Genomic DNA, 22,253 nt, shown 5'->3' with positions numbered 1-22,253 from the left:
ATGGCGGCGGGACGGCTTCAATGCCGCCTCGCCGTATCGAACTGGAGGAATTCGATGGAGAAGTCGCAGAACGCGGGGAGAGCAGGATACTACCTTTATATGATCCCGGGCATGCTGGGATTTATCCTGGTGGTGCTCGTGCCGCTGATCGCCAACTTCGCGATCAGCTTTACCACCTGGAAAGGCGGAAACATCGCACCGCGCTATGTCGGGTTCGAGAACTACCAAAGGCTGCTCGCTGATGCGGCGTTCTGGGGTTCGATTCAGCACACGCTCCTGTTCATCATTTCGATGACGATCGTGCCCATTCTTCTTGGGTTGGTTCTGGCGGCGGTCCTGTTCGACTATATCAGCGCCCAATTCAGCGAGGCTTGGTCGAGTTTCTTCCGGGCCGGCTTCTATCTGCCGCAGATTTTGCCGCTGACGGCAGCGGGCGTTCTCTGGGCGTGGATTCTCAATCCGATCGGCATCATCAATGCGGTGCTGAAAGGGATTGGCCTCGATTTCATGGCGCAGAACTGGCTGGGGGATGCAAGCTATGCCCTCTGGGCCGTTTCCGCCGTCATCGTGTGGGTCCAGGTCGGCTATTGCCTGGTGGTGTTCATGTCAGGATTGGCGCGCGTGGATCCTTCGCTTTATGAAGCTGCCGAACTCGACAATGCGAGCTGGTTCGGGCGTTTCCGTTACATCACGATCCCTATGCTCATGCCGGAGATTTTTGTCGTCGCGCTTACGACGCTGATTGCGGCACTGAAGGTCTTCGCGCCGATCTACGTTCTGACGTCCGGCGGCCCGGACAATGCGACGACGGTGCCTTCCTACCTGTCTTACTATCATTTCTTCACGACAAACCGCGTCGGCTATGCAGCGGCGATCGCGACCTTGCAGACTGCAATGACGATCGTCCTCGGCATCGTCTTCCTGCGCATGCAGTCGAAACAAGAGGGAGGACGCTGACATGACGACCACGGCTTCGCTTTCGACCGAGGTTGCATCGGAAATGCATGTGCATCACGGCCAGAAGAAGGGCCTTGCCCGCTGGATCGTCCTCGCTATCCTGCTCGTCTTCCTAGCTGCTACGCTCTTTCCGTTCCTGCTGGCGGCTTTGAACGCGATCAAGACGCCGACGGACTATGCAGCCAATGGTCCGCTTGCCTTGCCGCATAGTTTCGACCTGACGGCGCTCAAGAACTTCTGGACGACGGTCGATTTCACCCGCAAGCTCTTCAACAGCATTCTGATCAGCGGGTGCACGGCCATACTGGCTGTCGTCCTCAGCCTGCTCAATGCCTATGCCATCGGCATCGGGCGCGTGCGGGGCGGAAAGGCATTGCTGGTGGTCCTGCTGATTTCCATCATGGCCCCGCAGGAAGCACTGGTTTATCCGCTTTACTACATGGCCAAGCAGGTCGGTCTGTTCGACTCGATGCTTTCCGTGATCCTGATCATCGGCGTCTTGCACACCGCATTCGGCACTTATCTTCTGTCATCGGTCCTGACGACGTTCCCACGGGAGATCATCGAGGCGGCGCAGATCGACAATGCCAGCCGCTGGCAGATCCTTTGGATGGTGATCGTACCGGTGCTGCGGCCGACGCTTGCCGTGCTGGCAACCTTCTTCTTCATCTGGACCTGGAACGAGTTCCTGATCCCCCTGGTTTTCCTGGTCTCCAACAATAACCAAACGGTCTCCGTCGCCATGGGCGTGTTGTCCGGCGCCAATACCCAGGATCCGACCGCGATTGCGGCGGCATCCTTGCTCGGCGTCACACCGACGGTGATCTTCTTCCTGATTTTCCAACGCACGCTGACGCGTGGCGTAGCGGTCGGCGCTGTCAAGTAGGCCGAGGGACAAGGCAGGTCTGACGAAGTTCAATTCTCCTGGAGGAGGAAAAAGTGGCTGGTATCAACATCAAATCCCTCACCAAGCATTTCGGTGCGGTGCAGGTTCTCAACGACATAGACCTGACCATTCAGCGCGGAGAGTTTGTCGTGTTCCTGGGTGGGTCCGGCTGCGGCAAGTCGACTTTGCTGCGGATGATTGCGGGGCTTGAATCGATCACGAGCGGCGAGATCTGGATCGGGGGCAAGCGCGTCGACCAGCTCCCGCCTGGCGAGCGCGGCGTGTCGATGGTGTTCCAGTCTTATGCGCTTTATCCGCATATGACGGTTCGCGACAACATGTCGTTCGGCCTCAGGAACATCAAGACGCCGAAGGCGGAGATCGCAAAGCGCATCGATGCCGCCGCCAAGATATTGGAGATGCCGCATCTGCTGGATCGCAAGCCGTCCGAACTCTCCGGCGGCCAGCGCCAACGTGTCGCCATCGGTCGTGCCATCGTGCGCGAGCCCGAGGTTTTCCTGTTCGACGAGCCGCTGTCCAACCTCGATGCCGGCCTGCGCACCCGCACCCGTGTCGAGCTCGCTCAATTGCATGAACGACTGGGCGCAACGATGGTCTTCGTCACCCACGACCAGGTGGAGGCGATGACGCTTGCCGACCGGATCGTGTTGCTGAACAACAAGAAGATCGAACAGGTGGCGACGCCGGTGGAGATCTATACGCGGCCCGCGACGCGCTATGTCGCTCAATTCGTCGGCTCTCCGGGCATGAACTTCGTCAATGTAGCCAATGTCGGCGAAGCCGGCGGCTTTGCGACGGCGACCTTGCCCGATGGATCTGTTATCAAGACGTCGGTTCCGCTGAACGGTATAACGCGGTCCGAACTGACGCTCGGCATCCGGCCCGAATATCTGGTGGTCGCGACGGCGGAGAAGGGCGACATTGCCGGCACTGTCGAGACGGTGGAGCGATTGGGCGACCGCTCACTCGTCCATGTCAGGCTGAAGGACGGCTCGAAGATCATCGGGACCGACCCGGGCATGACGACCATCGCCACGGGGGCGCCGATCGCCTTTACGGTCAACAGTGCGAAGTTGACAATCTTCGACCAGAACGACGTCGCCCATCATTCCGCGATCGAGAGTACGCACTAGCAGCCGAGAATAATTGCTGCCGCCGGCGCAGAGTGTCAAACCTGCCATTGACGAAACCGTCTATTTGGTATGTTATGTTGGCATGTCTGACGCGCACCACAGAAAGAAGCAGCCTTTGCTCGTCCGCCAGCAGTTGCTGGAGGTGGCGGCGCGGCTTGCATCGGAGAAGGGGATGACGGCGGTGACGCTGGATGCCGTTTCCGGTGCCTCCGGTGTGAGCAAGGGCGGGCTGCTGCATCATTTTCCCAACAAGAATACCCTCTTGGAGGCGTTATTCGACAGCCTGCTCGAGCGCCTAGACCGGGCCATCGAAGAGGCGATGCGGGCCGATCCGTTGCCGCATGGGCGTTTTACCCGCGGCTACCTCCGCGCCTGCCTCGCGCTTCGCGACCAGCCACAGGAAACAAAGGACTGGGCGCAGGTGACGATGGTGCTGCTCAGCGAACCGCAGTTGCGGCAACGCTGGCGGAACTGGGTGCGCGAGCGCAGCGAGGAATATGTCGGCACGGACTCCTCGGCGGATGCCGCGATCGTGCGGCTTGCGACCGATGGGCTCTGGCTCGCCGACCTTCTCGGCAGCCATGAGATGGATGAGAGCGCCCGTGAAAAACTGATCGACCGGCTGATCGAACTCACGCAGCTTTAGAAATCAAGGGAAGACCGTAATGGCGAATGCATCTGTCTATGCGATGCTGCTGGTGGCGATTGTACTGGAAGTGATCGGTACGACGGCTCTGCAGATGTCGCAGCAGTTCACCCGCCTCGGTCCCTCGATCGTGCTTGTGCTGTGTTACGTTGCCGCCTTCTATTTCCTGTCGCTGACCCTGCGTGTCATTCCGGTCGGCATTGCCTATGCCATCTGGAGCGCGCTCGGCATCGTGCTGATCTCTGTTGTCGGCCTGGTATTTTTCCGCCAGAAACTCGATCTGGCTGCCATTATCGGCTTGGGGCTGATCATCGCCGGTGTGCTCGTGGTCAATCTTTTTTCGAAATCCGTGTCGCATTAGAGCGCGTTACACACCTTACATTCACGGTTTATATCATATGACCGAAAACGTTTTCGGTTGCGGCGATTTTGCCTTTGTCAAATCGCTAATGAGCGGCTATGTCTTTGGCTCAGGAGGCCGAGAGGAGAGTTGAGCGGCTATTTCTCAAAGCGCTTTGGATCGGCTAACCTATTCCATTAAGTGTGTTTTTAGAGGAGCACCGAAATGACCATTCGCACCGTCGTTTGGGGGGAGAATATCCATGAGCAAACCAACAAGGTCGTCGCTGAGATCTATCCGGAAGGCATGCATACGACGATTGCCAAGGCGCTGAATAGGGATGCCGGCATAGAGGCGACGACTGCGACGCTGCAGGAGCCCGAGCATGGTCTGAGCGAGGCACGGCTGAAGGACACGGATGTCCTCGTCTGGTGGGGGCATAAGGACCACGGCGCCGTAAAGGACGAAATCGTCGAGCGTGTCGCCAAGCGCGTCTGGGAAGGCATGGGCCTTCTCGTGCTGCATTCCGGCCATTTCTCGAAAATCTTCAAGCGGCTAATGGGCACGCCCTGCGCATTGAAGTGGCGCGAGGCCGGCGAGCGCGAGCGTCTTTGGGTCATTAATCCGCGCCATCCGATCGCCGCCGGCCTTGGCGAGCATTTCGAGCTGGAAAACGAGGAAATGTATGGCGAACAGTTCTCCGTTCCGGAGCCGCTGGAAACGGTGTTCATTTCCTGGTTCCAGGGCGGCGAAGTTTTCCGCTCCGGCATGACCTGGCGTCGCGGCGCGGGCAATATCTTCTATTTCCGCCCCGGCCACGAGACCTATCCGACCTATCACAATGAGACCGTGCAGAAGGTGCTGATCAACGGCGTCAAGTGGGCGCACAATCCGCTCGGCACGCAGGCGAGCATCCATGATGCGCCGAATGTCCCGGTCGAAAAGGCGCTGGAGCCGATCGTCGAACGTGGCCCGAAACTCCACCAGGCCGGCGAAGCCGGTTATCGCTGAGGTACAATATGCGTCTCATAGTTGTTGGCACGGGCGGCATGGCGAAGAACCATGTGGAGCATTTCGCCCGTATTCCAGGTGTCGAGGTCGTTGGTGCCGTGGATACGGATGCGACGAGGCTCACGGCCTTCACCGATATGTTCGATATCAAGAAGCGCTTTTCGTCGCTGGACGAAGCGCTCGCCTGGGGCGAGTTCGACGCGGCGACCAACGTCACGCCGGATCGGGCGCATAATCCGACCACCTTGCCGCTGCTTGCCGCCGGCAAGCATGTGCTCTGCGAGAAACCGCTTGCGGAGAATTACGACAAGGCGCTGGAAATGACGGAGGCGGCCGAACGCGCCGGCGTCGTCAATATGGTGAACCTTACCTATCGCAATGTCGCGCCGCTGCAGAGGGCACGCGAGATGGTGATATCGGGCGAGATCGGCACGGTGAAGCACGTGGAGGCCTCCTACCTGCAAAGCTGGCTCGTCTCGAGGGCCTGGGGCGATTGGCGCAGCGAATCCAAGTGGTTGTGGCGGCTGTCGACCGGTCATGGTTCGAACGGCGTGCTTGGCGATATCGGCATCCATATCCTCGATTTCGCCGCCTATGGCGCGGCGACGGATATCGACCATGTCTTTGCCCGGCTGAAGACCTTCAACAAGGCGCCGGATGAGCGCATCGGCGAATACACGCTCGACGCGAACGACAGCTTTTCGATGACAGTCGATTTCGCCAATGGTGCGCTCGGTGTCGTGCATGCCAGCCGCTGGGCAACGGGGCATCTCAACGAGCTGAAGCTGCGTATCTATGGCGAGAGGGGCGGGCTGGAAATTTCCCATAGTCCGGTTGGCTCCGAACTGCGTGCCTGCCTCGGCGATGATACCGAAACGGCGACGTGGAAGGTTATCGAGGTTCCGCCGGTGCCGACCAATTATCAGCGTTTCGCCGATGCCGTCATGACCGGCAGCCATCAGGACCCGACCTTCCGCCATGCCGCCAACCTGCAGCGGGTGCTGGATCTTGCGATGGTCACGGAAGTGGAGAGACGCGAACTAAAGGTTTGACGGCACCTCTTTTTTACCTTCGACGTTCACGCGGTCGCCTTCGGGCGGCCGTTTCTTTTGAAGACAGTACAATTCCAAGGTATATTTTGTTTTTATTATTAAAACGATGATATCGTTGATTATTTTCTATATATTAGACATATCATATATTGAGAATATTCTATAAAATATCGCTAATACCAAAAATGTTTCTTGAATTATTTAGAATTTATATCAATAAACTGATTCGCACATAATACTTATGGGTATGGTGGGTGAAGTGCTTGGATCGGCCGATCAGGCCGAGGTGAGGGGACAATGCGGTTTGATCTCCATGCGCTAGACCGGGCAACGGACGGATTTTTCGGCGCTGCGCTGGATCCGACGCTGTGGCCGGTCGTGCTGGAGAAGGTCTCGGCCGCGACCGGATCCTACGGCGTCAACATCGCGCCGATCGAAGGTCGGTTGCTGAATACCTTCATCGTCACCGAAAGTCTTATTCCCGCGATGGAGAATTATTTCGCGGAAGAGTGGTACAAGCAGGACTTTCGCAGACAGAACGTGCCGATCATGAGACGTGCGGGAGTGATGGTCGAGCAGGATTTTGCGGGGGAGGACGAGTTCAAAACACTCGACTTCTACCATTCCCAAGAACGTTTCGGCCTGCGTTGGTCGGCAATAATAGGTTTTTCGTCAGGTGACGATCTCCTGGCTTTTGCCTTGCAGCGGCGGATCAAGGACGGTCCCTACAGCCGAGAAGAAGCAAGAAATTTATATCGCATTCGTCAGAAACTTATGATCACGGCGAGAATTATGCGCGACATATCCGCAAGTGAAGTGAAGGGCATGGCGGCCGCCTTCGAAATGGCCAACGTCGCCTGCGTGTTTTTCGATCGGATGGGCCTTGTGACCACCGTCAACGAGAAGATGCGCCGATTGCTCGGCCCCGATCTGCAGATCACCCAGGGGCAAATGCGTCCGACCCGCAAGGATGACGCAAACGCATTCGACCGGCAGCTCAAGGTCGTATTGGGCGAAGACAACCTGCTGACAACGGGGGAGCCCGATATCCTGCTGCTCAGCCGCAAAGGCAGGCGGCCGCTTATCGTGCGCATGCAGCGTCTCGATGGCGGCATGCAGGATATTTTCTGTCATTCCTGTGCCTTTGCGACCATTGAGGACCCTGAGGAGAAAGTCCACCAGCGCCCGGCAACCCTGACCAAGCTTTTTGGATTGACCCGCGCCGAGGCGGAAATTGCCCTGCTGCTTGCCCAGGGTATGACACTGCACGACATCGCCGCCCAGCGTACCGTCAGCTATCAGACTGCCCGCGCCCATTTGAAATCGATCTATCGCAAGACGGACACCAACCGGCAACCGGAACTCTCCCTACTGCTTGCAGGGATCAGGATGGCGTGAGGAGCAGTCGGCATAGCCGACGAACGCCCTGAGCCTTAACGAAGGGCCGGGTGGCGCGGTCAATGTCGTGTCTGAAGGCGATGGGATTTCTGCCCAGTTACATCGAACTGCGCAAACCCTTGCTCGATCCCGATCTTGCCCTATGCACCATTTGCCGGGCCACCAGATACGTCGTGTCGCTGCAACCGCTTGACGGAGCGGGGGCGGGGGCGCAGCATTCTTCCATGATCGTGTGAATGCGGGTCATGGGAGAAGGGGTCATGTCCACCGAAGAACAGGTTGCAAGCCACTATACGCGTGGATCACTGGAGGCGACGATTCTCGGCGGGCTCACGGCCAGCGGCAAGGATATCGAGCATCTCAGCATCGACGATCTCGCCGGTGTCGATGAATTCCATCTCGGGCGGCGCGAGGCTACGGTGGAATTCGCCAAAGATCTCGATTTGCTCGATGGCATGCGGCTTATCGACATCGGATCAGGGATTGGCGGTTCGGCGCGCTATATAGCCAGCGAGTATGGTTGTATCGTCACCGGTGTCGATCTGACCGAGGAATTCGTCAACGTCGCCAATGCCCTGACCGCGCGATGCGGCATGACCATGCAGGTGTCGTTCCACCAGGCGAGCGCGCTGGCGTTGCCTTTTGCCGATGAAAGCTTCGAGCGCGCAACGCTGATCCACGTCGGCATGAACATCGAAGACAAGGCGTCGTTGTTTGCTGAAATACGGCGGGTGCTGAAGCGTGGCGGCCGGTTCGGCCTTTACGAGATCATGCAGGTTCGCGACGGCGCGGTGCCTTATCCTATGCCCTGGGCAATGACGCCGGAAACAAGTTTCGTGTGCAGTCCCATGACCTATCGTCAATTGCTCAAAGGGGCCGGCTTCACGGTGGAGTTCGAACAGGATCGCAGCGCATTGGCAATCCGGATGGCGCAGGAGATGCGCGCCAGCGCCGCAAACGGCGGGCAGGGGCTGAGCCTCGGCGCGCTGATGGGGCCGAGGGCGGCGGAGCGGATGGGCAATGTCAGCACATCGGTCGGAGGCGGCTTGCTCGCTCCTATCGAAATGGTTGCCAAAGCCGATTGATGAAGACCGTGCTTGCGACGCCGGATTGACAGGGGCATTCGCCTATCTGTATGGAAAATCGAACGGTAATGGATTCTGCCGGGCCATGGTGGCCGAACCGCTGCTCTGAATTTTCAGGGTCGCTAATGACTCCTACTCAATACGCCTGACGGGCGATGGAGTAGAGTCATGTCCGCAATCCTGTTGTCACCGCTTTCTTGTTCAATGATCATTGTCCCCGACAGGCCCACCGCCGGTCTTCCGGGAGAGGCGAACTGATGTCCGCATTCTCATTTTTTCATTATCGCTTTCAGCAACTGCGCAGCATATTCAAATGGATCATCCTGGTAGTGCCGATGGCTGCCGTGGTCGGGTCGCTCTGTGCATTGTTTCTGTGGAGCCTCGACCGGGCGACGGCGGCGCGCTTCGATCATCCCTGGTTGATCTTTCTGATGCCTGTCGCGGGCTTTCTGATGGTGCTGGTCTACCAGCGCTTTGGCCGGGGCTCGGAGGGCGGCAATAATCTGATCGTCGAGCAGATCCATGAGCCCGGCGGCGGCGTGCCGCTGCGTATGGCGCCGTTTATCCTCGTCTCGACCGTATTGACGCATCTGGTCGGCGGTTCGGCGGGGCGCGAGGGAACGGCAGTACAGCTCGGCGGCAGTATTGCCAGCGCCTTTGCCAAGCTTTTCCGATTAAGCCACGCCGAGGTTCGTATCCTGCTGATGGCCGGCATTGCCGCCGGTTTCGGTGCGGTGTTCGGTACGCCGATTGCCGGCGCGGTCTTTGCGTTGGAAGTGCTGACGATCGGGCGCATGCAGTATGAAGCTTTGATCCCTTCTCTTATGGCGGCGATTGCGGCCGACTGGACATGCCATGCCTGGGGTATCGAACATGTTCAGTATCATATCGTCTATCTTGCCGGCACTCCGGCGAGCACGTTTCATCTCGACACGCTGTTACTGGCGAAAGTCGGCATCGCCGGCGTGCTCTTCGGGCTGATGGCGCGCTGCTTCAGCGAACTTTCCCACGGGATGTCGGCTGCCTTCAAGAGCATCTGCGCCTACGCGCCGCTCAGGCCCGTCATCGCCAGCGCAATCCTGATCGGCCTCGTCTATGTGCTCGGCACCCGCGAATATTTGGGCCTCGGTGTCTGGTCGCCCAATGCCAACGATGCAACCATTCTCGGCTTCTTCGATCCGGCGCGCATCGACTATTGGAGCTGGTTTTGGAAGGCGGTCTTTACGATTGTGACGCTCAGCTCCGGTTTCAAAGGCGGAGAGGTGACGCCGCTGTTCTTCATCGGTGCTGCGCTCGGCAACGCCGTTGCCGCCGTTCTCGGTGCGCCGGTCGATCTCTTCGCGGCTCTCGGCTTTATTGCGGTTTTCGCAGGCGCTACGAATACGCCGCTCGCCTGCATGATCATGGGCATTGAGCTCTTCGGCGCGACGCATACGGTCTATTTCGCCGTCGCCTGCTTTCTTGCCTATATCTGCAGCGGTCACACCAGTATCTACCTGTCGCAGCGTATCGGTATCGCGAAGAGTGCCGCCGCCAATCCCATTCCCCCCGACGTCAGCCTTCGCCATCTTCGCGATCTCGGCGTCAATTCACTCGGCGACATGATCGGCAAAGTTCGCCAGACGTCATTGCAATCCCAAGGGAAAGGTTCGGAGCCATGATCAGCGACAAGCTTGCCGTTCTAATTTTTACCAGGGGAGTTTCATGAACTATCTGATCGTCTTCCTTGGCGCTGGATTGGGCGGCGCCTTTCGTCTCGGTGTCAATCAGGCGACCATCCGTTTGTTTGGCCTTGGCTTTCCATTCGGAACTCTCGCGGTCAATGTTGTCGGCTCGTTGATCATGGGCCTGCTGACCGAATATTTCGTTCTCCGCAGCGGCCTGTCGCAGGAGTTTCGGCTCTTTCTGACCACAGGTATCCTTGGCGGCTTCACGACATTCTCGACCTTTTCATTGGATGCGGTCGCGCTCTGGGACCGGGGCCAATGGGCGACGTCATTGATCTATGTCACGCTTTCGGTCGCCTTGTCATTGGGCGCATTGGTGGCCGGGCTCATGATTATTCGGCTGCTCGCGCAAAGCCAGACGGCATAAACTATTCGCTTAGGGGTGAACGCTCGATAAGGCGCGGCTATCGAAAATGTGAAGTTGCCTGCGGCAAAAGGCGTCGCTGCCGGCCGTATTTTTGCCGATTCCGCAGCGCAGCATTTCGGAGAATTCGTTGGGATTTCATCGCACGACAAGACGCCGCTCTCACGAACGGTTTCCCTTGCGGAATTCGACTAACGAACTCATATAATCGCCTATTATGATCGTTGCATAACAAAGGAGTCGCGCGCCGATCAAGGATGGGCCAGACAAAGGCTGCAATTGTCGGACCTATCGCCCTCCCAAGATTTCCACGCAACTTCCTCTGAGACAAGATTTCCTCCCTCCCAATATAGCCCCTATTAGACAGACATGACGGAGAGCACTTTGAGCGTACCAGCTCCCACAACCACTGAGCCGCGTGCTCCGGAGCAAACCTTCGGCACGGCCGGCATCGCGCCGATGGATCGCCCCAGCGCAATGACGCGCTTTTTCATGAGCATCGTCGCCTGGGCCGAAAGCCTCAATCTAAAATACGCCAAACTCGGCAATCCGCCGGTCTATGACAATGCGACCTTTCCCTGGGCGGCCGAGATCGAGAAGGATTATCCCGCGATCCGCGCCGAGCTGGAAAAAGTGCTGCAGCGACAGAGCGAACTGCCGACCTTTCAGGACATCTCCACCGATGTGAAGACCATTTCGACGGATAGCCGCTGGAAGACTTTCTTCCTTCTTGGTTTCGGCGTGAAATCCGAGCAGAACATCAAGGCCTGCCCAAATACCTGGGCGGCCGTGCAGAAAATTCCGGGCCTGAAAACGGCGATGTTCTCGATCTTCGAGCCAGGCAAGCATCTTCCAGCTCATCGCGGCCCTTACAATGGTGTGCTGCGCCTGCATGTCGGCCTCATCGTGCCGGAGCCGAACGACAAACTTGCCATCCGTGTCGACAAGCAGGTTTGCCACTGGCAGGAAGGCAAGGCGCTGATCTTCGACGATGCCTATGAGCACGAGGCCTGGAACCACACCGACAAGACCCGCGTGGTGCTCTTCGTCGATTTCGTCAAGCCGCTGAAATTCCCGGCCCGCATTGTCAACTGGGCGCTGATGAACCTGGCGATCTTCACGCCCTTCATCCGCGAAGGCCTCGACAATCACAAAGAATGGGAAAAGAAGTTCTATGCCGAAGCCGAGGCGCTGAGAAATCGCCCGAAGGCATAGGGTACAGCGCGTATAGATCTTACAGAAAACCCCGGATCCTAAGAGGATTCCGGAGTTTTGTTTTGGTCGGTCTGAAGCCGGTTACAGTTATTTTATCGTGCGCACGATGGCTGCGCCCGACGTCATGCCGCCGCCGAAGGCGACGAGGCCGAGGTTGAGCGGCTCAGAGCGTTCATTGGCCACATGCATCATGGCGAGCGGGATGCTCGACGAGCTGGTGTTGCCGTAGGTCTCGATGACGCTGAGTGCCGGCCGGCCACTGCGCTTGGCAATGGTGTCGATGATGCGTTGGTTCGCCTGATGCGGCACCAGAAGATCGAGATTGGCGAGCTCAAGCCCGGCATCGACGCAAGCGTCCTCGATCGAGCGCGACATGGAATGCACGGCCTCGGTGAAGACCGAGCGGCCGTTCATCGAAATGACGCCTTCGTCCGGCAACGGCACGTAGAGAAGGTCACCCGGCTCCGGACGGCCGCTGATGACCGGACGGCTCGCGGCAAACAGCGGATTGCGGGCCATGTCGCGGCTGGTGACCAGACAAGCCGTAGCGGCGTCGCCGAACAGGATGGCGGTGGAAAAATCGTTCATGTCGAGCAGCGGCGACAGCACTTCCGAGGTGACGATCAGCACCTTGGCATCGTTCTGCTGGGCGATGAAATCGTAGGCCTGCTGCAAAGCGTAGAGATAGCCGGAGCAGGCGGCTCCCATGTCATAAGCGGCAAGCGACGGCCGCACGCCGTCTTCGGCAACGGCAACCGCAACGCGGCTTGCGAGCGACGGCGTGGCGATATCGGGTGTGCCGGTGGCGGCAATGACGAGATCCATATCGTGGATCGTCATATTGGTCTGGCGCAGGAGATCGCGGACAGCCTTGGTCGCGAGGCTCAACGTGCCTTCGTCGGGGCCGACCCAGAAGCGGCTCTTGATGCCGGTCAGGGCAAAGATTTCCTCGGCGCGCCGGTTCGGCCAATTGTGGATGATATCTTCATTGCTGACGCGGCGGGCGCCGGTCGCAAAGCCCATGCCGCTGACGGCAATTTCGGTGAAATTGCCGGAATGGCGGCGTAGCGCCGGGATCGAATGCGACTTCAACCGACGCAGCACGAATTTATTGTGGGTCTCAGAGGCCAGCGCGAAGTTGCGTTCGCTCAGGTCACGGTTGGCATCGACAGTCAAAAGCGCGCTGTCGGTGGCGATCTGATCGCCGATCTTGGCGAAAACCTCCTGAACAACGCCGCCGATATTAGCGCAGATTTCAACCGAAGCCTTGGTCGCCTCGACCACGGCGACGAGCTGGCCAACCTCGATCGTATCGCCGGGCTTGACCAGCATATCGGTCACCAGCACGCTTTCATCGGCCGGGCCGGAGCCGATAGCCTTGATGGCTGCGGTCGGGCCGGACTTGTCCTCTTCATGCCAGGTGACCTCGCATTCGAGAACCTCGGCCATCAGATCGACCAGCTTGCTGTAGGACGGCAGCGTTTCCAACTGATTGCGGAAATTGAAGGGTACATGCGCATCCGAGCGGGCAAGCCGACGGACGATGACGGGCACGTCGGTTTTCTCGGTGACGGTCGCGACGATTTCGGCGCCCATGCCGACCGTGCGATTGTCTTCGTGCACCACGATCAGGCGACGGGTGCGCTTGGCGCTAGCGAGCACTTCCTTCTCGTCCCAGGGCGAGATCGAACGAAGGTCGATGACTTCCACCGAAAAACCCTGGGCTTCGAAGGCGCTCGCCGCCTTGGCACAGAGCGAAACCGTATTGCCGTAGGTGACCAGCGTCAGGTCGCGGCCGCGGGCGACATAGCGCGACAGGCCGGGGCGGACGAAATGCGTGTCGAGATCGGTGGATGTGCGGCCGTCGGAGTTGTTGAGCACCGCCTTGGGGTAAAGGAAGACGGTCGGGCGGCGTGACTCGAAGGCGGCGTTGAGCAGGCCAGCGGCATCGCCGGCGCTGGAGGGCATGACGACGTCGATGCCGGGCGTATGCGCCAGCATGCTTTCGAAGCTCTGCGCATGGAACGGTCCGAGGCCCGGCTTATAGCCGCCGCAGCTCACCATCAGGATGACGGGCGATTCCCAGGCGCCTTGGGTGCGCCAGAACATGCTGCCCATCTCCGAGACAATCTGGTTATAGGCGAGCGGCAGGAAATCGGCGAACTGGAGGAAAGCTACCGGGCGCTGGCCGGCAAGCGCCCGGCCGACCGCGGTGCCGACAATGGTAGATTCGCTGAGCGCGGCGTTGCGTACCCGCTCGGGATATTTCGTGCTAAGGCCGCGGGTGACGCCGAAGACGTCGCCCTTGGGATCTTCGATATCCTGGCCGAAGAGGACGACATCGGGATTGTCGGCAAGCTGCTTGTCGAGCACGCCGTTCAGCGCTTCGCGCATGGTCAGGGTGACCGCGCTCTTGCCGCCGCGGTATTCGGGGGTTTTGTCGAACGAAGCCGGGTACGGCGCTTTCGCCTCCGGCTCGACATGCGGCGCATCTTCCTTGCGGGCAAGGGCTGCTTCGGCCTGCACCTCGGCAGTCAGGTCCCTCTCGATCTTTTCCAGCGCATCGGCATCGACACCTGCCTTCAGCAGGGCGGCACGCAGATTGACCAGCGGATCGCGGACGGAGCCGGTCTCGATCTCATCCTGGGTGCGATAGGTTTTCTGGTCGTCGGCGTTGGTATGGTCGGATAGGCGCTCGACGTTGAGGATCACCAGGCTCGGCGTGCGGTTGTTGCGGCTGTGGCGGACGGCTTTGCGGAAAGCTTCGCGCGATGCCTGCAGATCGTCGCCATCGGCACGGATGATATCGAGGCCGTAGAAAGAAGAGGCGGGCCCGGTCGGTAGGTCGAAGAAGGTCTGCTTGGTGGTGCGCGTCGAGATGGAGAAACTATTGTCTTCGATGATGAAGACGACGGGATATTGGCTGCGTACGGCTTCGGCCACGGCTTCGACGAATTCGCCCTGCTGCGTGGTGCCGTCACCGACGCAGCAAACGGCAATCGGCATGCCGGACTTGTGCTTCAGCGCGGCGCCAACGCCGACGGCATGCAGTGCATTATTGCCAACGGGGCCGACGATGGAGGTGATGTTGAGAGCGCGGGAGGAAAGATGCGCGCTCATCTGCCGGCCGGCGGAATGGGAATTGGCCGTGGCGAGAAGGCTGGAGAAAAACTCACGAATGGGCATGCCGCGCGCCAGCATCAAGGCTTTGTCGCGATAATGCAGATGCAACCAATCGTCATCATGGAGGAATTCGTTGAGCAGCGCCGTCGACTCATGTCCGGCACCGGAAACGTGAAAATGTGCTATGCCTTGCTTGATGAATTCTCGTTCAAGCCGGTCTATTTCACGCGATGTGAAAAATATTCTATGAAGTTGCTTGAGATGATCTGGGGTAAATCTCCCTTCCATTTCAATGATTTTCCTAATCTGTCATGACCATCAATTTGCGTCGGATAGGTAACGCCGTGGGGTATCTTTTTCAATACACGTTAGATGACAATATCTTCTCGGTTTGAAATAGGTTTCCGAGCACTGGTTGCATCCTCGCATTTGGCGGCGCCGGTTTCGATGAAAAAAGTCTATGCCTTCCGGCCATTGCCAGCGCGCTTCGACACCAACCGATGGATGCCGTTCATCATCTTCCTTCAGCCCGTTTTCGGATCGGCTCGTCGGCTTGCTTACGAACGGAGGCCTTCCTTGCTGCCAGCTTTTCCTTGGCCACCAGCTCCTTCGGCTTTTTCCCGATGATCTGCCTGCGTCCCTTGGTGGAGAAGGGCTGCACGAGCTGGGCAAGGAAGCCCTTGGCAACCTTGCCGCTGATGCCGATGTCGGTGGAGGAGGGGCGCGGCGGATTGTAGTAGGTTCCGAGAATCTGGTCCCAGATCACGAGGTTTTCGCCGTAATTGGTGTTGCCCTCGGAAAGCAGTTTCGAGTGATGCCAGCGGTGCAGGCGCGGCGTCGAGAGGAACCAGTCGAGCGGGCCGGTGCGCACGTCGATGTTGCAATGGGTGAGGAGGCCGATAAACGCCGTCACCGCGCCAATCCACAGGAAAACCGGCAGCGGCGCACCAAGGAGATAGAGCGGGATCTGGCCAAGCGCGATCTTGAACAGCGAATCAATGATGTGGAAACGCCCGGTATTGATGACCCACAAGCGCTCGACGCTGTGATGCAGGGCATGGAAACGCCAAAGCGTCAGGTACTCATGCGCAAGGCGATGGGCGGCATAGAGGCCGAATTCGGCGATGATCAACCCCAGCACGACCTGCAAGGCCAGCGGCCATTGCTCCGGCCATATATGGGCCTGGTGGCTCAGGAGAGGCTGCGCCACGGTCGCCACCGCCATCGGAAATGACGTGCCAATGGCTGCTGCGATCTGCACGCTGCCTTTGCTCAAAAGCGTGTGCGCGATATTGCTGATCGTCTCGCCGTCGCGTTCCAGCCAGGTCTCCTCATAGGGCATAAGCCGCTCGAAAAGCGCAATCGTCGCGACGATGGAGAGGTAGACGACATTGAACCAAAGGAGCCGCATCGGCGACTGAAACGCGAAATAGGAGCCTGTCAGTCCGGCGCAAAAGATCACCGGCCACAACAAGGATGAAACAGCAGCGTAGAGACGCGAACTGTTTTGAAATGTCATGCCATTATCCTCGGATTCTAATCGATCGGGGTGGGGTGGCGCTTAAAATATGCGCGATATGTACCGCGATGATTGTGGGCGAGGAAGCGAAATCTTGAGTTCGTCGGAAGCGTTTGCGTTTCTCTCATGTTGCAGAACGCGTTCCGGGCGGTCTGACAAGGCCGATGTGGCCGGCGGTCATCTCTCGAATCGGAGCGACCGCCGGGTGCGCGATCAGCGGTCGAACGTCAGCCTGATCTTCTGCTGCCCGGCCTCGTCGAAATTCTCAGGAGACAGCCATCTCTCGTAACCGGCCTTCAGGCGCGGCCAATCGGCGTCGATCATCGCGTACCAGGCGGTGTCGCGGTTCTTGCCCTTGGCGACCATGTGCTGGCGGAAGATGCCTTCGAAGGTGAAGCCGAAACGCTCCGCAGCGCGCTTCGATGGCTCGTTGAGATTGTTGCATTTCCACTCGAAACGGCGATAGCCGAGCGTATCGAAGACATAGGAAGCGAAGAGATAGAGCGTTTCGGTGGTGACGCGGCTGCGCGCGATCGCCGGCCCCCAGAGGATGCTGCCAATCTCGATGACGCCATGCACGGGATCGATGCGCATCAGCGCCTGGCGGCCTTCGGCCTTGCCGGTCCGCTTGTCGATCGTAGCGAAAAACAGCGGGTCGGTGCCGGAAGCGGCCTTTTCGAGCCATGGCGTGAAGGCGGCGAGATCGGCCGGTGCATTCTCGAACAGATAGCGGAAGCGATCTTCGGCACCGGGCGCTTGCGCCGAGGCGTAGAGATCAGCGCCATGGCGCGCCGGGTCGAGCGGCTCCAGCCGGACATAGCGGCCTTCCAAAGTGATCCGTTCCGGGCGCGGCACGCCATTCCAATTCGCAAGGTCCATATCGAAGTCCTTTGGTATCAAATCAAAAAATAATCTATCTAATCCGGCCCGATTGTATCAGTGCCGCCAGCGGTTCGGGTAGCTCTATCCCATGCGGCAATCCCGGTGCCGCTTCCGCCGGAGCCAGATGGCTTCGCACCGGCAGGACGCCCGCCCAGACGGGGAAATCCGCCTCGTCAATATCGCCTGGCGGGCCGTTACGGACCTTGGCCGTCGCCTCGTCTATTTCCATCCTCAGGACCGATGTCGCTTTCACCTCCTGGCGGGTCATCGGTCGCAGGCCGTCCCAGCGGCCGGGGAACAGATTTTCGATGAAGCGGCGGAGCGCATCGGCCTTCTCCTCGACATCCTCGAGAAGGCGGGCCGTGCCGAAAACCATGGCGGAACGGTAGTTGACCGAGTGGTTGAAGGCGGAACGGGCAAGCACATAACCATCCATGAGGCTGCAGGTGAGGCAGACAGGCATATCCTCAGCCGCGCGCAGAAAGCGGCTTGCCGCCGAACCGTGCCAATAGACATGGTCGCCCTCGCGCCAATGCAGCGTCGGCGTCACATAGGGCGCACCATTGATGACATAGCCGACGTGACAGAGGGGTGATGCATCCAGAATGGCATGGACATTCGTGCGAGCATGGCTGCCGCGATGATGTTCGCGCCGCACGCGCGAGCGTTCGGTGGTCGGATAGTCGTCAGCTTGGGGCGGGTAAAGGTCAGCCATCGTTTCCTCACTGGTATCATTTTGATCTATGCCGCCAAAGAGGTAGGTTATAAATAGCCAGTTTTTGTATTTCTAGCAGACCAGTTGGAGATGTCATGGCAGCGATTGCACAATGGCCGGCGCTCGATCGCGTGGCGGGCGACCTAGAAGGCCAAGTGTATCGCGTGATGCGCGATCGCATACTCCAGGGGCAGATGCCGCCGGGACAGCGGCTGCCGTCGACACGAATGCTCGCGATTTCGCTTGGTGTTGCGCGCTCCACCGTGGTCAACGCCTATGAGCGGCTGAAAGCGGAGGGCTATCTGCAATCGGCGACGGGTGCCGCGACCCGCGTCGCCGCATTCACGACACCGCCTCTGCAAGGGCAAGCTGCGTCGACGCCGCTCAGTCCGATGCCGATGACCGAGAGTGCCGCAGGCGGCCTGTTCGAGCCGGGCGTGCCGGATGTTTCAGCTTTTCCGCACGCCGCCTGGGCGCGATGCCTCGGCGCTCGCGGCCGTTCGCTGCGGGTGCATGATCTCGGCTACGGCGCGCATAGCGGCATTCGCGAGTTGCGCGAGGCTATCCTCGATCATATCTCCGCCACGCGCGGCGTGACTGCCCGCCCCGAACAACTCCTCATCGTTCCCTCCACCGGAGCCGCCATCGATCTGCTGGCGCGCGTCCTGTTGCAGCCTGATCGCCCAGATGGGAGGATCGCCTGGATGGAGGAACCGGGTTATGCCACGGCGCAGGCGTTGCTGCGGATGGCAGGCGCGGACCTCGCGCCGGTGCCATGCGACCAGGCGGGCATCGATGTCGCAAGAGCCGCCGGTCCGCCGCCACGGCTGATCTATGTCACGCCCTCGCATCAATATCCGACCGGCGTGACGATGAGCCTGCCGCGCCGTCTGGCACTGCTGGAATTTGCCCGCGCCAACGGCTCGGTGGTGTTGGAAGACGATTATGACAGCGAATTCCAGTATGCCTCCCGCCCGATCGCCGCGCTGCAGGGCATCGATCGCGGCGAAGTGGTTGCCTATCTCGGAACTTTCTCGAAGACGCTCGCCCCCGGCCTGCGCGTCGCCTACGCAGTCGTGCCGTCCTGGCTCGTGTCCGAGGCCGCGGCCGCGCAGCGGCTGAGAGGGGCTGTCGTGCCGATCCACATCCAGGCGGCGCTTGCCGATTTTATCCGCGAAGGCCGTTTTCGCGCGCATCTGAGGCACATGAACGCGATCTATGCCGCGCGTATGGCAGCGGCTGTTTCCGCGTTGCGCCGTCATTGCGGAGATTGGCTCGATATCGGCGAGGGCACCGGCGGGCTGCAACTGGCGACATGGTTCCGCAACGCCAGCACGGATGACCGGGCGGCCTTACAAAGGATCAACGCTCAGGGCTTTGCGCTTCGCTCCATGTCCGCGCTGCATCTTGGCCCTCCGCGGTCGGGACTGCTGTTCGGCATAGCACGCATGGCGCCCGAGGCTGCGGACGCCGCGGCGGCAAGGATTGCCGCGCTGCTTCGAGTTCCCTGAGTCACCGTCTGACGAACAATCTTCTGTACTCCCGTGGCGTCATGCCTTTCAGGGTTTTGAACTGCCTGTTGAAATTGGCGATTGAATTATAGCCGACGGCATCGCTGATATGATGGACCGCTTGATTGGTGGAGGAGAGGCGAGCACAGGCGTCGCCAATGCGCATACGCATGAGGTAGTCGGAAATGGCGGTGCCGGTGTGGCGGCGAAACATCCGATGCAGACCGGAAACGCTGAGCGCGGCGATATCGGCCAATTCGTCCAGGCTGACGGCGCGCGCATAGTTGAGATGCATGTGTGTCAGAACACGGTCGATGCGTTCCCGGCTCTCCCTCAGTTCCTGCGATTGGCCTGGTGCGCTCGCAAGCGGCATCGCCTGCCTGTCGCCGGCAATGGTGACAAGGATGCTCAACAGCGACAGCAGCCGTTCGACGGGCGGTTTTTCAAAGACTGCTTCGAATTCCAGCCGTACCGCCGCGGCGATCTCTTTCGAAAATTGCAAGCCGTTATCGGCTCGCATCACCATCGCCTCGATCGGCCGAAATTCGACAGCACCGCCTGATATCTGCAACAGCCATTCGCGATGGAACCAAAAGACAAGGGCGACATGCGGCTTATGCTCATCGATCTTTGCGCGTGAGGCCCATGTATGCGGCAGGTTGGGTCCGACGAGCACGAGATCGCCGTCGCCGTAATCGCCGCTATGGTCACCGATGAAACGCTGACCGATCGAGTTCAGCGTGAGCGTGAGTTCGAATTCGGGATGATGATGCCATTGAAAGGGGATGACATCGTCGAGCCGCCGGTTGAGCATGCTCCACGACGTTTCCGGCGACTGCGGCAATATCTCAAGATAGGGTCTCATCGGGCGTCAACTAGAGTACAGAAGCCAGAATAGTATCAGAAAAAGCCAGGACCAAGCAACACGGACTGCCGACATCCCATTATTGCTCGAGCATCGCCTGACGTGACAGGGATAACCAGATGGGAGACTCATATGCAGCAAAGTTTGAAACGGGACGCGCATCCAACCGCTTCTTCGGCCGTGACGCAGTTGAAGGACATAAGGAAGACATTGCCGCTGCGGGTTCTCTCGCAACAAGACTGGCAGCATTGGATCACCAAGGGTTATGTGATCGTGCGGCAGGCTGTCCCCCCGGCAAATGTCGAGCGGCTTGCAGAGGTGCTTTGGACCTTCGACGAGAAGGACCCGAATGATCCATCGACTTGGTATGCGCCACAGCGCCGCGAGCACAAGATGAAGGAGCTCAACAACACCGGCATGCTGGAGATCTACAATCACCAGTACCTTTGGGACAATCGCATGGAGCCGCGCATCTATGGCGCCTTCGTTGATATTTGGGACCGCGAAGACCTGTGGGTGACGATCGATCGCGCCAATCTCAATCCCCCGAAGAAGATCAAGGGCAATCCGAACGGCTTCATTCACTGGGACGTCGACACGTCCCTTCGCCCCCTGCCGATAGGCGTGCAGGGCGTCTTGAGCCTGAAGAAGCAGGACGGGGATGTCGGGGGTTTTCAGTGCGTGCCGGAGCTGTTCGAGCACTTTGAGGAATGGGAAAAAACCCAGCCCGCGGATCGGGACCCCATGCACCCCGACATGGCCGGCCTCTCGGTCGTCAACATCGACATGGAGCCGGGCGATCTGATGATCTTCAATTCATTGCTTGCTCACGGAGTCCGCCCAAACCACGCGGAAAACCGCGTCCGCATGGCGCAGTATATTTCGATGCATCCGGCCGAGTTCGGCAATGTTGCCGAGCGTGAAGAACGCATCCGCTTGTGGCGCGAGCGCGATCATCCGATGCGTGACGCGTTTCCCGGTGATCCCCGGAAGTGGGAAAAACACAATGCCGAGACGGCGGTGTTGACACCGCTGGGCGAAAAACTGCTGGGGCTGACTGCCTGGTAAAGGTGGTCGCGGAGCTTTGATCGAGCGGCCCTATTGCCGCTCGATGTCTATCGATCGACGTCCCGTTAAACCTGGTTCCAGCGGCGGATGACCGGTTCGCTCAGATCGTGTTCATAGCCGAGAATGCTGATGCTGGTGGTGTCGAGCACGAAATGTGCGCCGCCTTGCGGCTGAAGGCCGAGCCAGCGGGCGGCGAAGACCCTCAGGAAATGCGCGCTGGAGAAGATCAGGACGTTGCCGTTCACCTGCCGTAGCTCGCTGATAATCCTGTCGGCTCTTGCGCCGACATCGGCTGCGGTTTCGCCATCAGGGCATCCGTCGCGAAAGAGTTGCCAGCCGGGGCGCTGAGCAAGGATTTCCTTGGTGGTGACGCCCTCATAGGCGCCATAATTCCACTCCGCCAGATCGTCCTTGACGGCACGGGCATCGCCGAAGCCGGCGAGCGTGCTGGTGCTTTTGGCGCGCTCAGACGGGCTCGACCAAACAGTAGCGAAATCGATGGCGGGCAGGCGGCCAGCCACCTTGCGGGCGGCTTCTTCACCGGCGGGGGTAAGGGGGATATCGGCTCGCCCAGTGTGCCGGCCGGACAGGCTCCATTCCGTCTGTCCATGCCGAACCAGATAGATTTCCGGATACGCGCTGCTCATCTGAACGCCTCTCGATCGCGCTGAAATTCCCGTAATTCTTCGCATCTGCGAGACCCTCTGTCGAGGGAGCATGCCGGTGCCCGCAGAG

At 59.4% G+C, this 22,253-nt stretch carries 20 protein-coding genes; 14 read left to right on the top strand and 6 right to left on the bottom strand.

What is annotated here, in order from left to right; all coding sequences use genetic code 11:
* The first annotated feature begins 54 nt into the window (after positions 1-54).
* The 12 genes from N2601_RS11505 to N2601_RS11450 all read left to right on the top strand — a co-directional run bounded on the left by N2601_RS11505 (position 55) and on the right by N2601_RS11450 (position 11,835).
* A complete protein-coding gene (locus N2601_RS11505) occupies positions 55-957 on the top strand; it encodes a carbohydrate ABC transporter permease (protein WP_104823959.1) in 903 nt (300 codons plus the stop codon).
* 1 nt (position 958) lies between these two features.
* Entirely contained in the window at positions 959-1,843 is an 885-nt protein-coding gene (locus N2601_RS11500) for a carbohydrate ABC transporter permease (RefSeq protein WP_104823958.1), read from the top strand.
* A 53-nt stretch (positions 1,844-1,896) separates the two neighbouring features.
* On the top strand, positions 1,897-2,997 hold the full coding sequence (locus tag N2601_RS11495) for an ABC transporter ATP-binding protein (protein WP_104823957.1): 1,101 nt from the start codon (positions 1,897-1,899) through the stop codon (positions 2,995-2,997).
* An 82-nt stretch (positions 2,998-3,079) separates the two neighbouring features.
* Positions 3,080-3,643 (top strand): TetR/AcrR family transcriptional regulator, encoded by a 564-nt coding sequence (locus tag N2601_RS11490; RefSeq protein ID WP_104825176.1) that lies wholly within the window; start codon positions 3,080-3,082, stop codon positions 3,641-3,643.
* A gap of 19 nt (positions 3,644-3,662) precedes the next feature.
* Positions 3,663-4,004, top strand: a complete 342-nt coding sequence (locus tag N2601_RS11485) for an SMR family transporter (protein WP_104823956.1) — start codon at positions 3,663-3,665, stop codon at positions 4,002-4,004.
* Between the two features lie 204 nt (positions 4,005-4,208).
* On the top strand, positions 4,209-4,994 hold the full coding sequence (locus N2601_RS11480; RefSeq protein ID WP_104823955.1) for a ThuA domain-containing protein: 786 nt from the start codon (positions 4,209-4,211) through the stop codon (positions 4,992-4,994).
* A gap of 8 nt (positions 4,995-5,002) precedes the next feature.
* Entirely contained in the window at positions 5,003-6,046 is a 1,044-nt protein-coding gene (locus N2601_RS11475; protein ID WP_104823954.1) for a Gfo/Idh/MocA family protein, read from the top strand.
* 297 nt (positions 6,047-6,343) lie between these two features.
* Positions 6,344-7,444, top strand: coding sequence for a helix-turn-helix transcriptional regulator (locus N2601_RS11470; RefSeq protein ID WP_104823953.1), 1,101 nt, complete (start codon positions 6,344-6,346; stop codon positions 7,442-7,444).
* A gap of 260 nt (positions 7,445-7,704) precedes the next feature.
* Positions 7,705-8,529, top strand: a complete 825-nt coding sequence (locus tag N2601_RS11465; protein WP_104823952.1) for a class I SAM-dependent methyltransferase — start codon at positions 7,705-7,707, stop codon at positions 8,527-8,529.
* Between the two features lie 257 nt (positions 8,530-8,786).
* Positions 8,787-10,190 (top strand): voltage-gated chloride channel family protein, encoded by a 1,404-nt coding sequence (locus tag N2601_RS11460; RefSeq protein ID WP_245463883.1) that lies wholly within the window; start codon positions 8,787-8,789, stop codon positions 10,188-10,190.
* Between the two features lie 43 nt (positions 10,191-10,233).
* A complete protein-coding gene (crcB, locus tag N2601_RS11455; RefSeq protein ID WP_104823951.1) occupies positions 10,234-10,623 on the top strand; it encodes a fluoride efflux transporter CrcB in 390 nt (129 codons plus the stop codon).
* A 366-nt stretch (positions 10,624-10,989) separates the two neighbouring features.
* Entirely contained in the window at positions 10,990-11,835 is an 846-nt protein-coding gene (locus N2601_RS11450) for an aspartyl/asparaginyl beta-hydroxylase domain-containing protein (protein WP_104823950.1), read from the top strand.
* 87 nt (positions 11,836-11,922) lie between these two features.
* Here N2601_RS11450 and N2601_RS11445 read toward each other — a convergent pair whose 3' ends face one another.
* From N2601_RS11445 to N2601_RS11430, 4 genes are all read right to left on the bottom strand, one after another.
* The gene (locus tag N2601_RS11445; protein WP_104823949.1) at positions 11,923-15,246 is read right to left on the bottom strand and encodes a thiamine pyrophosphate-dependent enzyme; all 3,324 of its coding nucleotides are present in this window, start codon (positions 15,244-15,246) and stop codon (positions 11,923-11,925) included.
* Positions 15,247-15,472: 226 nt separating this feature from the next.
* A complete protein-coding gene (locus N2601_RS11440; protein ID WP_104823948.1) occupies positions 15,473-16,477 on the bottom strand; it encodes a sterol desaturase family protein in 1,005 nt (334 codons plus the stop codon).
* Between the two features lie 213 nt (positions 16,478-16,690).
* On the bottom strand, positions 16,691-17,356 hold the full coding sequence (locus N2601_RS11435) for a GNAT family N-acetyltransferase (protein WP_104823947.1): 666 nt from the start codon (positions 17,354-17,356) through the stop codon (positions 16,691-16,693).
* 34 nt (positions 17,357-17,390) lie between these two features.
* Positions 17,391-18,074 (bottom strand): pyridoxamine 5'-phosphate oxidase family protein, encoded by a 684-nt coding sequence (locus N2601_RS11430; RefSeq protein WP_104823946.1) that lies wholly within the window; start codon positions 18,072-18,074, stop codon positions 17,391-17,393.
* A gap of 95 nt (positions 18,075-18,169) precedes the next feature.
* Between N2601_RS11430 and pdxR the strand changes: the two genes are divergently transcribed.
* Positions 18,170-19,585 (top strand): MocR-like pyridoxine biosynthesis transcription factor PdxR, encoded by a 1,416-nt coding sequence (pdxR, locus tag N2601_RS11425; RefSeq protein ID WP_104823945.1) that lies wholly within the window; start codon positions 18,170-18,172, stop codon positions 19,583-19,585.
* Position 19,586: 1 nt separating this feature from the next.
* Here pdxR and N2601_RS11420 read toward each other — a convergent pair whose 3' ends face one another.
* Positions 19,587-20,450 carry a helix-turn-helix domain-containing protein gene (locus N2601_RS11420; protein ID WP_104823944.1) on the bottom strand — a complete coding sequence of 288 codons (864 nt, stop codon included), beginning with the start codon at positions 20,448-20,450 and terminating at the stop codon, positions 19,587-19,589.
* Between the two features lie 132 nt (positions 20,451-20,582).
* Here N2601_RS11420 and N2601_RS11415 point away from each other — a divergent pair, with 132 nt between their 5' ends.
* Entirely contained in the window at positions 20,583-21,518 is a 936-nt protein-coding gene (locus N2601_RS11415; protein WP_104823943.1) for a phytanoyl-CoA dioxygenase family protein, read from the top strand.
* 65 nt (positions 21,519-21,583) lie between these two features.
* Here N2601_RS11415 and N2601_RS11410 read toward each other — a convergent pair whose 3' ends face one another.
* The gene (locus N2601_RS11410; RefSeq protein WP_260303090.1) at positions 21,584-22,165 is read right to left on the bottom strand and encodes a histidine phosphatase family protein; all 582 of its coding nucleotides are present in this window, start codon (positions 22,163-22,165) and stop codon (positions 21,584-21,586) included.
* Between the last annotated feature and the right edge of the window lie 88 nt (positions 22,166-22,253).

Source organism: Rhizobium sp. CB3060 (assembly GCF_025200735.1).
GTDB lineage: Bacteria > Pseudomonadota > Alphaproteobacteria > Rhizobiales > Rhizobiaceae > Rhizobium.
Note: the sequence above shows the minus strand (reverse complement) of the source record. Positions and strands in the feature narration are given on the sequence as shown.